Origin of the sequence: Kitasatospora sp. NPDC001603 (assembly GCF_040298365.1) — a bacterium.
In the GTDB taxonomy this organism is placed as follows: Bacteria; Actinomycetota; Actinomycetes; order Streptomycetales; family Streptomycetaceae; genus Kitasatospora.
On record NZ_JBEPAA010000057.1, the window covers coordinates 37,356 to 51,865 of the forward strand.

Consider the following 14,510-nt stretch of genomic DNA (forward strand, 5'->3'; position numbering starts at 1 on the left):
TCGCCCGGCGGTGCCGGGAGGCCGCGCGGGTGTACGCCCACCGCACCACCGTGGGGGCAACCGGGGCCCGGTCCGGTCGGGCCCGGACGCGGTGGCGGGCCTGTGGGACACCATCGCTGACGACAGCCGCGCGGCGCTCAACGGGCAGGCGGGCCGTGCGGTCCACCGACGACCGGTGAACCGCACGGCCCGGCCGGGCCGTAGGTACCGAGTGGAAGCGTCGGTGGCCCTGTCGGCCGGGCGGTTCCGCCGACAGGGACGGCATGCGGAGCCGAGGAGCTGTGGTGGGCACGAGCACGAGTGGAAACGGGGCTCAGAGCGGGGCGGCGAGCATTCAGCTGCCCTCGGTGGCCTGGGAGATGGACGAGGAGGCCGGTGGAGCGGGGGCACCCGACCCGGCAGCCGCGGCCGTACCGCCGGCCGCCGTGCTGCCCGTGGCTCCGCCGCCGGTCGTCCCGGAGTACGGGCAGGTCGCCGCCGTGTCGACCGGCCCGGTCGCGGCCGCGGAGCCCCCGCTGCCGACGGCCCCCGTCGTGCCCGGACCGGTGCTCGCGCCGGTGCCCGACCCTGAGCCGGGGCCGGAGCCGGGGCCGACTGCCCTCGCGCCGGTCGCGCGCCCGGACCGCTTCGGCCGGGCCCGGCTGAAGCGGCCGGTGATGGTCGCCGCCGCCACCGCCGGCGTGGTGCTGATGGGCCTGCCGTTCCTGATCACCGACGGCAGTCGGACCGGAAGGGACGGGACGGCCGACAACGTCGGCCTGAGCCAGGCGGACCTGCCCCTTCCCGAGGGGCCGGAGTTCGGCGATCCCGCACCGATCGACGCACCCACCGATCCGAACGCCTCCGGCGCCCCGGCCGCGCCCACCGATCCGACCCTCCCCCCGGACCCGGCCGCGGGCGCCCCGACCACGCCCGGGGCGGACGGCGCCACCGGGGGCGTGCCCGGCACCACTCCGGGCAACGGGGCCGCACCGAACACCGCGTCGCCCCCCGGCACCAACCTGCTCTCCCGGCCCGCCACCGGGCCCGCCCCCGGTGCCAAGCCGCCGACGACGGGCGGCAGCGGCGGTACCGGTGGCAGCGGCGCTACCGGCAGCACGGGTAGCGGCGGTACCGGTGGTACGGGCGGTACGGGCGGCAGCACCGGTGGCAGCGGGGGCACCGGCGGGAGCACCGGTGGCACCGGGGGTACCGGTGGGAGCGGCGGTACCGCACCGCAGCCGCCGGTCCCCCAGCAGCCCAAGCCGCAGCCGCCGGTGCCCCAGCCGCCCGTCCCGCCGAAGCCCGCCGCGCCCACCTTCACCGCCGTCGCCGGCACCGGCTGCGGCAACTCCGGCACCGGCTACGCCCAGTACGGCCAGTGGACGAACGGCAGCACCGGCTGGACGGTCAACTCGGCCGGCGGATACTCCGGGTCGGGTTGCAACGGCAAGTACGACTCGGTGCCGATGAGCGGCGACGGCAAGGACAAGGGCAACTCGGTGGTGTGGACCTTCACCACCGCCCCGGTCACCACCGGCAGCTGCAAGATCTCCGTCTACGTCCCGAACAGCAGCGACCGCAAGATGGTGGGGGGCAAGCCCACCGTCTACACCGTGCAGAACAGCTCGACGCCCGGCAGCGGCACCGTCGGCGAGTTCAAGGTCGACCAGACCGCGGCCCGGGGCAGTTGGGTCAGCGCCGGTACCTTCCCGCTGACCGGCGGCCGGATCGCGGTGATGCTCCACGACCGGGGCATCGACTGGGGCGGCGATGCCGACAAGGCCCACCACGCGGCCGGCGCCGTCCGTGCCGACTGCACCGGCTGACGGGCGTTCGGATCAACACCGCACCCGCCCGCCCCGGCACCGGACCGGCCGGCCTCGGCGCCGGCGCCGTCCGGGGCGGCCCGAGGGAGCCTCAGAGCCGGCCGACAGGCGCCGGCCCGGCCGGCGGGGGCCGCAGTGAGCGTTCGATCGCGGCGGGCACGCCGCTCGGGGAGCCGGCCTGATGTCGGTGCAGCCGGTACAGTCCGACGGCCGCCTTCAGGTGCTCGGTCGCCTCCTCCTCGCGGCCCTGGGTCCGCAGGAAGGCGGCGTAGCACTCCTCCGAGACGGCCTGAAGGTGCAGGAAACCGGCCTGCTCGCAGGTGACCAGGAGCCGGGCCCAGGCCAGTTCGGAGGCCTCGGCGAGGCCGAGGGCCTGCAGGGCGTGCGCCTCGGTCAGCATCGACCAGGCGTGGATCGTCGCGGCCGGGTGGTCGGGCAGCAGGGCCCTGGTCTCGCGGGCCCGGCGCAGCGCGCCGTCGTGGTCGCCCGCCATCAGGGCGGCCGACGCGGCGTAGCCGAGGGCGTAGGAGGTCCGGTGCGCGGAGCCGGACTCCTCGGCGAGGGCCACCGCGGCCGCCGCCAGTGCGGTGGCCCGGACCGGGTCCCCGAGCAGGGCGGTGCCGAGCGACGCGGTGGCCAGGGCGCGGATGTGCGCGAAGCCGTCCGCGGGGGTGGTGTCGGCGACGGCCCGCCGGGCCGCCTCGGCCCCCTCCTCACGGCGTTCCAGCCCCAGCAGCGCGTTCGCCGAGGCGCCCCGCAGCAGGGCGGTGGCGACCCGGTCGCCGCACTGTTCGGCGGCGCGCTCGCCCGCCCGCAGGCAGCTCAGCCAGTCGGCCAGCCGGCTGGAGCCGTAGTACAGCGCGCTCGACGACATGGCCAGGCGCCAGGCCCGTTCGGGGTCGACCGCGCCGGCGGTGTCGACCAGCGCGCGGATCGTCGACTGCTCCGCGCGGAACCAGTCGAGCGCGGCGCGGGTGTCGCTCGCGGCGGGCAGCGCGGCGGGCGGGTGGGCGCGTTCGCCGTAGCCGTCCTGCCCGGGTTCGAGGTGTTCGCCGCAGTGCTGGACGGCCGTGACGTAGTAGTCCAGCAGCCGCTCGACGGCGAGCCGGCGGAGCTCGGGGGGCTGTTCGGCGAGGAGTTCGACGCTGAACAGCCGGATCAGGTCGTGGCGGCTGTACCGGCCCGGCGCGCTCTCGCCGAGCAGGTGGTGGGCGGCCAGTTCGCCCAGCGCGTCGCGGGCGGTGGCCGGGTCGGTACCCAGCAGCGCGGCGGTGGCGGCGGTGTCCACCTCCCGGCCGGGGTGCGCGGCCAGCAGGGTGAGCAGGGTGGCGGCCCGGTCGGAGAGGTGGCGGTGGGTGAGCATCAGGGTGGTGCGGATGCTGACCGCGCCGTCGGTCTCCAGGGCGAGCAGCCGGGTCCGCTCGTCGGAGAGCTCGGCGACCAGGTCGGTGATCGTCCAGTCCGGTCGGGCGGCCAGCCGGGAGCTCGCGATCCGCAGGGCGAGCGGCAGGTGGTCGCAGAGTTCGATCAGTCGCTCGGCGGCGGCGGCCTCGGCGAGGACCCGCTCGGGGGCCAGGCTCCGTTCGAGCAGCCGCAGCGCGTCGCCCTCGGGCAGCGCCTCCAGCCGCAGGATGGCGGCGCCCTCGGTGACCACTAGGTCCTCCAGGGAGGTGCGGCTGGTGACCACGGCGGCGCAGTCGGGCCCGGCCGGCAGCAGGTCGGCGACGTGGGCGGCGCTGTGCGCGTTGTCCAGCAGGACGAGCAGGCGGAGGTCGCCGGTCCGGGCGCGGTAGAGGCCGGCGCGGCTCGCCCGGTCCTCGGGGATGGCCGCCTCCGGGACGCCCAGGGCCAGCAGGAACTGGCCGAGCACCTCGGCCGGGTCGGCCGGTCCGGCCGGGTCGAAGCCGCGCAGGTCGACGAAGAGCTGGCCGTCCGGGAAGCCGGCGGCCGTCCGGTGCGCCCAGCGGATGACGGTGGCGCTCTTCCCGACACCGGCCGGGCCGACCACCACGGCCAGTCCGTCACCGGTGCGGTCCGGACCGCACTCGCGGTCGAGCCAGTGCGACTCCGGGCCGCGTCCGACGAAGCCGATGGGCCGGCGGGGGAGCTGACGGGGCTTCGAGGGCTCGACCGGGGCGGGTGCGGCCGCGGGGGCCGGACCGGCCACGGGTGGGGCGGGGACCACCGGCGGGTCCGCGGCCGCGGGCGGCTCGGGGGCCACCGGCGGTCGCGTGCTCGCGGGGGCGCGCGGCGCCGCCGGCCCGGGGCCGGGCACCGTCCCGGCGGCCGGCTCCTCGGCCAGCACCCGGGCCAGTGCGGCCTGCAGCTCCGCGCCGGGCACCATGCCCAGCTCGCGGGAGAGCAGCTCCCGGGTCTGGTGGTAGACCGCCAGCGCGTCGGCGGGCCGCCCGGCCTGGTGGAGGCAGCGGACCAGCAGGGCCACCACCTCCTCGCGCAGCCCGTCGGCCCGCACCCGCTGTTCCAGCGCCTCCACGGCGGCGGCGCCGGAGCCCTGGCGCAGCCGCAGCCGGGCCCAGCCGATCAGCGCCCTCGTCCCGGCCTCCTCCAGCCGGCCGGCCAGGGCCCGGCGCAGTTCGGTGTCGGGCAGGTCGGCCAGGGCGGCGCCGGTCCACAGGCCCATGGCCCGTTCCAGCAGCCCGATCGCCTCGGCGTCCGCGCCGCGGTCGGTCCGGTCGGCGTGCTCCCCGGCGCGGGCGGACAGCGCCTCGAAGCGCAGCGCGTCGACCTGCTCGGCCGGGCCGGTGAGCAGATAGCCGGGCGCCCGGGTGGACAGCTCGAAGGGGGTGGCGGCGAGGACCTTGCGCAGCGCGGCGACGTGCCCCTGCAGGGCCGCCCTGGCCCGGGCCGGTGGATCCTCGCCCCAGAGCAGCTCGAAGAAGCGCTCCACCGCGACGACCCGTCCGAGCCGCAGGGCCAGCAGGGCCAGGACGGCGCGCCGCTGCGGTCCGGGTAGCGCGACGTACCCGTCGGACCCGGTTCGCAGCTCCACGGGGCCGAGCAGTCGGATGCCCACGCGGTCGCCCACAGTCGCCCCCCACGGCGGTCCAGCCTGATATCGGGCTGCAGTGTATCCGTGCCGTTTGTCCGGGTTGGCATTTCGTCCGCGCCGTGGACGCCGGAGCGGGGTGCCGGCTCCTGCCCTTTCGGGCACACCGTGGTCCGTGATTGGGCATTTCCCGGTCGGATCCGTCAATATGCCGATCACTGACATATGACGAGGAGGCCGTATGCGGATCGACCTGCTCGGTGCCGTGACCGTCCGCTACGACTGCAGCACGGCGGCCACGCCCTCGGCGCCGAAGCGCCGTGCGCTGCTCGCCGCGCTGGCCGTGGAACTCGACCGGGTGGTGCCCACCGACCGGCTGATCGAGCTGGTCTGGGACGGCAACCCGCCCGCGACCGCGCGCGCCGCGCTGCAGGGGCACGTCGCCGGACTGCGCCGGCTGCTGGACGGTGGACTGGAGCTGGCCACCCGGGGCACCGGCTACGTCCTGAGCGGGGATCCGGAGCAGGTGGACGCCCTGCGCTTCGAACGCCTCTGCGACCGGGCCGGGGTGCTGCTCCCCGGCCGGCCGGACCCCGCCGCCGCCCCGGCGGACCGCGCCACCGGGGCGGACGACCCGGTGCTGCCCCTGCTGCGGGCGGCGCTGGACCTCTGGCGCGGTCCGGCCCTGACCGACTGCGGCTCCGCCCTGCTGCGCGAGCAGGCCGCCCCCCGGCTGACCGACCTGCGGCTGCGCGCCCTGGACCGGCTGGCCGAGGGGCTCTGCCGGCTGGACCGCGGCGCCGAACTGGTCGCCGAGCTGGTCGAGACCGCCGCGGCCCACCCCACCCACCAGCGGCTGGCCGTCCGGCTGATCGACTGCCTGGACCAGGCCGGGCGCCGGGCCGAGGCGCGGGCCTGGTACGAGCGGGTCACGGCGCAGCTGCCGACGGCGCCGGGGCCCGAACTGCGGCTGGCCGGCGAGCGCGTCGCGGGCCGTCCGGCCGTCCTCGCCACGCCCCGCGCCGAGCCCCGGCCGCCCGTCGCCACGGCCCGCCCGCCGCACCTCGTGCCCTCACAACTGCCCCGCGCCAACCGGCGGTTCGTCGGCCGGGCGGCCGAGCTCGACCGCCTGGACGCGGCCGTCGCCGCAGGCCGGGAGGCCGGCCCCGTCCTGGTCACCGGACCGGCCGGGGTCGGGAAGAGCAGCCTGGTCCAGCGCTGGGCCCACGGGGCCGCCGACCGCTTTCCCGACGGCCGGCTCCACGCCGATCTGCGCGGCTTCGACGAGAGCGGCCCCCGCGACCCGGCCGAGGTGCTGGCCGGTTTCCTGACCGCCCTGGGCGTCACCGGGAGCGCGCTGCCCGCCTCGCTCGACGGCCGCGCCCGCCGCTTCCGCGAGCTGGTGACGGGCCGCCGGCTGCTGATCGTGCTGGACAACGCGCGCTCCTACGAGCAACTCGCCCCGCTGCTGCCCGATCCGCCGCCCGAGGCCGGACCCGGGACCGGCCGGGCCTGGGTCGGACCCGTCACCGTCATCACCAGCCGCAGCCGGCTGCGGGACCTGCTGGTGCACGAGGGCGCCACCCCGTTCCCGCTCGACGCCCTGACCCCGGCCGAGTCCCAGGAGCTGCTGGCCCGGGCGCTGGACCCGGCCCGGGTGACCGCCGAGCCGCTCGCCGCCGCCGAACTCGCCGAACGGTGCGACCACCTGCCGCTCGCCCTGCGCCTCGCCGCGGCGCGGCTGGGCGCCCGCCCGGACTGGGCCCTGGAGGACCTGGTGGCGGAGTTCGCCGAGGAGCCGTCGGGGCTCGCCGACCCGGCCCGCGCCGACCTCGGTCCGCCCGGCTTCGGCGCGGCCCTCGACCTGACCTGCCGCACCCTGGCGCCGGCCGCGGCGCGCCTGTTCGCCCTGCTCGGCCTGCATCCCGGCGCGGTCATCGAGCCGCTCGCCGCCGCCGCCCTCGCCGAGGTGCCGCCGGCCGCGGCCCGCGGCCTGCTGGTTCAGCTCGACGCCGTCCACCTGGTGGAGGAGGGCGCGCCCGGCCTGTTCGCCCGGCGCGAGCTGGTCCGCCGGCACAGCGCCCGGCTGGCCGCCGAACTCCCGGCCGACCAGCGCGCGGCGGCCCTGGACCGGCTGATCGAGCACTACCTGAACGCCACCGCCGCCTGGGTCGGCCGGCCGGGCGACGGTCCGCCGTCCGCCGTCGGCCCGTCCGCTGTCGCTCCGTCGGTCGTGGGCCCGTCCGCCGGGGACCGCCCCCTGCCGCCGAGCGCCCGCCGGGCCGCCGACTGGTTCGACCGCGAGGAGCCCGCCGTCCGCGGCCTGGTGCTGCGCGCCGAACGGCACGGCCGGTTCGCCGAGGCCTGGCGGCTCGCCCACCGGGCCGGCGCCCTCTACGCCGGGTCCGGGCACCGCCGCGCCGGGTGGTGGACCACCGTCGAGTCCGGTCTGCGGGCCGCCCGCGCCTGCGCCGATCCGGCCGCCGTGGCCCGGCTGACCACCGACCTCGCCGCGGTCCTGGTCGACCGGCGGGACGTCAGGGCCGCCCTCGACCACCTGGACCGGGCGCTCACCTCCGCCGACCGGGTCGGCGACCCGGTCGAACGCCACCACTGCCGGGTCCGGATCGCGGCCGGCCTGGCCGGCGCCGGGAGGCCGGACCGCGCCGTGCCGCTGATGGCGGACATCGTGGCCCGCGCCCGCTCGCTGGCCGACGACCGGCTGCTCGCCCGGGCGCTCGACGACCTGGCCGGAGCCCAGGTGGCCGGCGGCGCCCTCGAAGCGGCTCTCGCCCACGCGGACGAGGCCGTGCGCATCCTCGCCGCCCACCCGGACGCGGCCGAGACCGTCCGGGCCACTCACACCCGGGCCGAGGCCCTCCACGCGCTCGGCCGCCACGGCGACGCCCTGACCACGGCCCGGCTGGCCCTCGTGCTCGGCCGCACCCAGACCGATCCGGGGGTCGAGGCCCGCTCGCACACGCTGATGGCCACGGTCCTGCGGGCGCTGGGTCGCACGGCCGAGGCCGCGGCGGAGGAGCGTCGGGCCGCCGCCACCGCTGCCCGCTGACGGCGGGTCCGTCTCGGGCGGATTCAGGTGGTGGTCTCGGTCGCATGAGGCCTGCCGGCCTGCGCCGGCGGCCGTGGTCCCGGGTGGGCCGGGCCGTGCAGCCGGGGAGCCGCCGCCGAGGGCCGTGTCGGGGGCCTCGTGTGCGGGCGGCCCCGTCTCGGTCGCATGAGGCCTGCCGGCCTGCGCCGGTGGTCACGCTCCTGCGCGCGTCGGGCCGTGCGGCCGGGAGCCGCCACCGCTGACCGCCGCGTGCCCGCCCGTGCGGACGGCGGGCGGTTCTGGGTACCTCGTGTGCGGGGATGGGCAGAACCACAGGCGGAAGTAGCGGCGGAGCCACCGCCCCGCAGGTGACGGCGCATCGTGTTCCGCCCATCCCGTTCCCGAGCGGGCGGACCGGCGGCCCGGCTCCGGCCGGGGCGCCACCGGGCGGCCGGGCGTGGGCCGATCCGGTGCAAGATCACGACTTTGACCAGTGCATACTGTCTGACCTGACGTGTTCGGTGAAGAGGCCGACACCGTGAGTGACAGGGGTGGCGATGGGTGCGACAGGCAACCCCGCAGGCAGCCCGCAGGGCATAGCGACAGGCAGTTCCGCCGCGGCGGAGGAGTTCTGCCTGTTGCTGGCACGCTTCCGGGTGCTGGCCGGTCTGACGCAGGCCGAGCTGGCCCGGGCGGCCGGGATCAGTCTGCGCGCGCTCGGCGACATGGAGCGCGGCCGCACCCGGGGACCGCAGCAGCGCACCGTGCAGGCCCTGGCCGTCGCGCTGCGCCTCGACCCGGACCGGACCGCCGCGCTCGACCGGGCCGCCCGCGACGGGCGTCCCCGGCGCACCCCCACGCGCGCGCGGGCCCCGCGCCCGGCCCCCGGGGCCGCCGCGCCCGCGACCGCCACACCCGCGCCCGCCACCCCCGGGGAGCCCGCCGCCGTGGACGCCCCCGCGCCCGCGACCGTGCCCGCCCCCGCGACCGTGCCCGCGAACGCGGCCGTGCCCGCTGCCGATGCCGGGAGCGACAGCCCGGCCGAGGCGGTGTTCTCCGCGCTCGCGCTGCCCCGGGACATCGCCGACTTCACCGCCCGGGAGGACGCCCTGGCCCGGCTGCACCGGCTGGTCCGGGACGCCGATCCGGCACACCCCCGGATCGTGCTCGCCTACGGTCAGCCCGGCCTGGGCAAGACCGCCTTCGCCCTGCACGCCGCCCACACCCTGGCCCCGCAGTTCCCCGACGGCCAGCTCTCCCTCGACCTGCGGGGGATGGCTCCGACGCCGCTCGCACCGCGCGACGCCCTCGGCCAGATCCTCCGCGCCCTCGGCGTCGCCGACCGCTCGGTGCCCGCCGACACCGAGGAGCGCGCCAGCCTGTTCCGCACCCTGGTCCGGGAGCGGCGCCTCGTCCTGATCCTGGACAACGCCGCCGACGAGGCACAGGTCCGCCTGCTCCTGCCGGGCTCCGGCCCGGCCCTGACGATCATCACCAGCCGGCACGTGCTGCCCGGCCTGGAGTCGGTGCACCGCCTGCCGCTGGACGTCCTCGCCCCCGGCGAGTCGGCCGCCCTGCTGGCCCGGATCGCCGGCCCCGAGCGGCTCGCGGCCGAACCCGACGCCGCCGCCGAACTCGCCCGGCTCTGCGGCCACCTGCCGCTCGCCCTGCGGATCGCCGGACAGCGGCTGGTGGCCCGCCCGCAGCAGCCCGTCAGCCACCTGGTCCGCCAACTCGCCGCCGAGGAGTACCGGTTGGACGTGCTGGAGGCCGGTGACCTGCGGGTGCGCGCGGCCTTCGCGCTCTCCTACCGCAAGCTCCCCGCCGCCACCGCGCTGGTCCTGCGCCGCTGCTCGCTGTCCGCGGGAAAGGACTTCACCGCCGCCACCGTCGCCGCCTACGCGGGCCTTCCCGTCCAGCAGACCGACCGCCGGCTGGAGGAACTCGCCGACGCCGGACTGCTGCAGCCCGCCGCGACCCCCGAGCGCTACCGCCTGCACGACCTGGTCCGCCTCTACGCGGGCGAGCGGCTCGCCGCCGACGACGGCCCGCAGGCCCTGGAGGCCGCCCGCGAGCAGGCCGGCGACCGGTTGCTGCGCCGGGCCGCCGCCGCCGGTCTGCGGTTCGACGTGGAGGGCGCCGAGCACGCCGGCGCCGAATCGGCCGACCCGGATCCGGCCACCGCCCCGGTCACCCTCGCCGACGCCCGGCGCTGGCTGGAGGAGGAGCACCCCGAGTGGCTGGCCGCCCTGCAGCACGCGAACGCCACCGGCCGGCACCGGCAGGTGGTGGACACCGCCGAGGCCATGCACTGGTTCTCCGACAGCCTGCTGCACTGGGACGTCTGGGCCGAGGTCTTCCGGCTCTCGGCGGACTCCGCCCGCGCCGTCGGCGACCGGCTCGCCGAGGCCGTCCACCTGAACTACCTGGCCTGGTCCCACATCACCTGCCTGCACCGCTACCGGTCGGGGCTCGCGGTCGCCTCGGAGGCCCTGGACCTGGCCCGCCGGATCGGCGACGCCCAGCAGGAGGCCTGGGCCCTCGCCTACTGCGCCACCGCCCTGCGCCGGCTGCACCGGCCGGAGGAGGCGATGGACTCCTACCGCCAGGCCGCCGAGGTGTTCACCTCGCTGGAGGGCCGGTCCGCCGAGGTGGGGCGGATCGTGGCGCTGCGCTGCGTCGGCTCCTGCCTGCGGGAGTCCGGCCGGCCCCGGGAGGCGCTGGAGAGCCACCGGCTGCTCCTCGCCGAGATCCTCGGGTGGCTGGACGGCTCCTCTCCGCACATCGTCCACCTGTTGGCCGGGTTCGCCGCCCACGAGGTCGGCCTCGACCACTCCGCACTGCTGGAGTGGTCCGAGGCGGAGGCCGCCTACCGCCAGGCCCTGGGCCACTTCGAGGGGGCCGGGCAGCCCGACAGCATGACCCAGACCCTCACCGAGCTGGGCACCGCCCTGATCGAGCTGGACCGTGCGGACGAGGCCCGCGAGCTGCTGACCACGGCACTGACCGACCTCACCGCCGAGGGCGCCCGCGGGAACCACCGGCGCACCGGCTGACGCGGTGCCGCTCCGCCCCGGCCGTGCCGGTCGGCGCGGGGCGGCGGCCCGGTCGGCCCGGGGCGCCCACCGCCCGGCGGTGATCGGCCACCGGTGAACCGTGTGGCCGGTGAACCGCGCGGCCGGGTCCGGCCGTGGGTAGGGAGTGGAAGCGGCCGCGGGCCCGGCCGGGTGCTTCCGTCGACGGGGCGTGACATCGGCCGCCCGGCGGTCGCGGTACGGGGAGCGGCGGACGCCCCTCCCGCCGCCAACGCCCTGGCGTGAGGTTCGTTGGCGCAGCGTTGGTCCGGTCTTGGCCGTGGCTGGAAATGTGTCCCAGCAAGGGGGGAGGGACAGCCGCACCGGCTCGTCCCGACATATCGACCAACCGTTGCGAGGGACTCAACCGCCGTGGCCATCGACGCTACCGTTCACGCCGAGGACACCCATCGGGCAGCCGGGGAGGCCGGGAAGGCCGGGGGCGCCCCGGACGCTCCCGTCAGCCGTGCGGACCGGCCCACCCTCGACCAGCAGACCCTGGCCGAGCTGTACCGCCTGCACGGCGGCTACCTGCTGCGCGCGATGCTGCGCGTCACCAGCGGCGACCGGGGCAAGGCCGAGGACATCGTGCAGGAGACCCTGCTGCGCGCCTGGCAGAACCCGGCCGCCATCCGCCGGGGCCCCGAGTACAGCCGTCCGTGGCTGTTCACGGTGGCCCGCCGGATCGCCATCGACCACTTCCGGATGCAGGCCGCCCGCGCCCAGGAGGTCGCCGACGACGCTCCCGAGGAGCACGCCGGCACCCACGACCCCTACGACGAGGTGCTCGCCGCCCAGGACATGGCGATCGCGCTCGCCGAGCTGCAGCCGCACCACCGCGACGTCCTGGTCGAGCTGCACATGCACGGCCGCTCGATGGCCGAGGCCGCCGCCGTCCTCGGCGTCCCGGTCGGCACCGTCAAGTCCCGCAGCTTCTACGCGGTCCGCGCGCTGCGCCCGATCCTCGAAGCCCGCGGCATGGTCGCCGCGGGGTAGCCGCCCCGGTCCGCACTCAGGTGCGGACCACGCGGTCGCAGTACGGGCACACCTGGCCGCTCCACTTCGGCGGGTACCACGGCGCGTCGGGGCCGGGCGCCCGGTACGGGTCGCGGCGCATCCGGTCGGTTCCCATGCCGCAGAGGGTCAGTTCCTCGGGCCGCCCGGTCGGCGCCGGGGCGGCCCGGGCCGCGTGGACGGCGCGCACGACCTCGACGTAGTCGGTGCCGCCGCTCGCCGTCGAGGTGCGGACGAGTTCGGGTTCGAGGAGTACCAGGATGCTCACCACCTCACTCTGGTCGTCGGGGCCGGGGGGCGCACCTCGGCGGCGGGGGTGAGGGTGCGGAACCGGCCGTCGGGCGCCGTCCAGTACGTGGACGTGCTCACGGGTCGGGCCCCAGGCCCGGGCCCAGGGCTCAGGGATCAGGGCTCGGCGCTCAGGAAGTTCTCCGCGGCGGTGAACCACTCCGGGGGTCCGGGCCGTTCTCCAGGGTGGCGGTATCGCCACCGGCGCTCGTCCCCCCGTGCGGGCGCCGGTTCACCCGCCCTCCGGTGGGTGTCAACTCCGGCTCGGTGCAGCGTCTCTGACGGTCAATCCGGTATGGAGAGCGTGAACCGGGAGGCGTGGCCCGTCCGTAGCTACTGCTGAGAGCCGCGCCCCGTGTACGGCGCGCGGCGTGTCCCGGGCCCACCGGCCCAGGTTCAGCGTCCGGCTCCGGCCATGGAACTCCCGGCTCCCGCGCCCCGGCGGGATCCGGGTCCCTGGCGCCCCGGCGGTGCCCTTGTGGGAGGGCTACCGCCGGGGCGCGCCGCGTGGCGGACGCCGGGCCGGCCCGCCCGTCCGCTCCCAGCCCAGGAGAGTCCCGATGCCCAAACACCGGCTCACCCGACGACGACGGATGGCGGCGGCCTCCACCGCCCTCGTCGCCGGCGCCGCGCTCATCCTCATGCAGCACCAGGCTCCCGCCGCCGAGGCCCCGGACCCGGTCGGCCTCAACGCCGTTTCCGAGTACCTCGGTTGGGGCGACGCCCCCGACCCGGTCGCCGTCATGAAGGCCACCGGGCTGCGGCAGTTCGCCCTCTCCTTCGTCCTCTCCGGCGGTGGCTGCGACCCGAAGTGGGACGGCAGCCGCGCCCTCACGGGCGGCGCCGACGAGAAGGTGATCAAGCGGATCCGGGCCGCCGGCGGCGAGATCCTCGCCTCCTTCGGCGGCTGGGACGGTGCCAAGCTCGGCGAACGCTGCGCCACCGCCGGCGAACTGGCCGCCGCCTACCAGAAGGTGGTCGACGCGTACGGCCTCCAGGCCGTGGACATCGACCTGGAGTCGACCGAGCTGAGCACCCCCGCCGTGCGGCAGCGGGTGGTCGACGCGCTGAAGACGCTGAAGGCCAAGAACCCCGGACTGCTCGTCTACGTCAGCTTCCCGGTCGACCCGACCGGCCCGGACGCCGACGGCGCCGACCTGATCGGGACCGCCGCCAAGGCCGCTCTGGTGGTGGACGGTTGGACGGCCATGCCGTTCGACTTCACGAGCCATGACGGCACCATGGCCGCCGCGACCGTCACCGCCGTCAGCGGCCTCCAGCGGGCCGTCGCCGCCGCCTACGGCTGGGACGACGACAAGGCCTGGCGCCACTCCGGCCTCTCCTCCATGAACGGCCGCACCGACCAGCAGGGCGAGCAGCTCACCCCGGCCGACTTCCGCTCCGTCCGCGACTTCGCGGCCACCCACCACCTGGCCCGGTTCGGCTTCTGGGCGGTCAACCGCGACCGCCCGTGCGCGAGCGGCACCTTCACCACCGCGACGTGCAGCGGCGTCCAGCAGACCGCGTACGACTTCACCCGGATCGTGGCCGGCTACCACGTGGACTCGGTGCCCGGCGGGGACGGCCCCTGCCCGAGCCCGTCGGTCGTCACCACGCTGCCCCCGGGCCCCGGCCGGACCACCTGGCCGCTGCCGACCCCGACCGTCGCCCGCCCGGCCGACGCGGTCCCGCCGGCGGACGGCCCGTCGGCCTCGCCGTCCGCCCGCCCGTCCGACGGCACCCCGACGCCCGCCCGTACGGCCTGCGTCCCGCCGAGTCCGGCCCCGGTCACACCGGCCCCGACGGGCGCACCCACGACGCCGGCCTCGACCGCCCCCACCACCCCGGGTGCGACCACCACCACCTCGAAGCCGCCCGTGACCCCGACGGGTACGGCCACCAGTGCGTCCGGCCCGGCCACCGCGGCCACCGAGGGGTCGCCCCCGCCGACCCAGACCGCCGGCGGTGCCCCCGCGCCCGCCGCGCCGGGCGGCGGCTCGCTCGCCTCCACCGGTGCGGACGGCACCGACATCCTGCTCACCACCACCGGGGCCCTGCTCTTCCTCGGCGGTGCGCTCGGGCTGGTCTCCACCCGCCGCCGCGACCCGGAGCCGGCTGCCGGCTGATCGTGCGGGCCTGCTCCCACCGACGGCAGGTGACGACGCGCGGCCCCCGGCACCCGGGGGATCGGGGTGCCGGGGGGCGCGCGTCGGCAGGTTCGGCCAGATAGGAAGAGCGTGGGGTTGGGTAAGAGGGTAGTGCAGGGAGGG

Annotated in this window: 7 protein-coding genes; 5 read left to right on the forward strand and 2 right to left on the reverse strand. The window is 77.4% G+C overall.

The window, feature by feature from the left end; all coding sequences use genetic code 11:
* Positions 1-284: 284 nt before the first annotated feature.
* Positions 285-1,808 (forward strand): carbohydrate-binding protein, encoded by a 1,524-nt coding sequence (locus tag ABT263_RS28665; protein ID WP_352294679.1) that lies wholly within the window; start codon positions 285-287, stop codon positions 1,806-1,808.
* 91 nt (positions 1,809-1,899) lie between these two features.
* Here the strand turns inward: ABT263_RS28665 and ABT263_RS28670 are convergent, their stop codons facing one another.
* Positions 1,900-4,818 (reverse strand): AfsR/SARP family transcriptional regulator, encoded by a 2,919-nt coding sequence (locus ABT263_RS28670; RefSeq protein ID WP_352294681.1) that lies wholly within the window; start codon positions 4,816-4,818, stop codon positions 1,900-1,902.
* A 238-nt stretch (positions 4,819-5,056) separates the two neighbouring features.
* Between ABT263_RS28670 and ABT263_RS28675 the strand changes: the two genes are divergently transcribed.
* From ABT263_RS28675 to ABT263_RS28685, 3 genes are all read left to right on the forward strand, one after another.
* Entirely contained in the window at positions 5,057-7,885 is a 2,829-nt protein-coding gene (locus tag ABT263_RS28675) for an AfsR/SARP family transcriptional regulator (protein ID WP_352294683.1), read from the forward strand.
* A 617-nt stretch (positions 7,886-8,502) separates the two neighbouring features.
* Positions 8,503-10,920: an ATP-binding protein gene (locus ABT263_RS28680; protein WP_352294685.1), complete on the forward strand. Its 2,418-nt coding sequence runs from the start codon at positions 8,503-8,505 to the stop codon at positions 10,918-10,920.
* 390 nt (positions 10,921-11,310) lie between these two features.
* The gene (locus ABT263_RS28685) at positions 11,311-11,934 is read left to right on the forward strand and encodes a sigma-70 family RNA polymerase sigma factor (RefSeq protein ID WP_352294687.1); all 624 of its coding nucleotides are present in this window, start codon (positions 11,311-11,313) and stop codon (positions 11,932-11,934) included.
* A gap of 16 nt (positions 11,935-11,950) precedes the next feature.
* Here ABT263_RS28685 and ABT263_RS28690 read toward each other — a convergent pair whose 3' ends face one another.
* Entirely contained in the window at positions 11,951-12,220 is a 270-nt protein-coding gene (locus ABT263_RS28690; protein ID WP_352294689.1) for a hypothetical protein, read from the reverse strand.
* Between the two features lie 580 nt (positions 12,221-12,800).
* Here ABT263_RS28690 and ABT263_RS28695 point away from each other — a divergent pair.
* A complete protein-coding gene (locus ABT263_RS28695) occupies positions 12,801-14,366 on the forward strand; it encodes a hypothetical protein (RefSeq protein ID WP_352294691.1) in 1,566 nt (521 codons plus the stop codon).
* Positions 14,367-14,510 lie beyond the last annotated feature (144 nt).

What these genes read in the sequence shown, in the direction of transcription:
- ABT263_RS28675 (WP_352294683.1), top strand. Translation starts at nt 5,057, where the DNA reads ATGCGGATCGACCTGCTCGGTGCCGTGACCGTCCGCTACGACTGCAGC.
- ABT263_RS28695 (WP_352294691.1), top strand. Translation starts at nt 12,801, where the DNA reads ATGCCCAAACACCGGCTCACCCGACGACGACGGATGGCGGCGGCCTCC.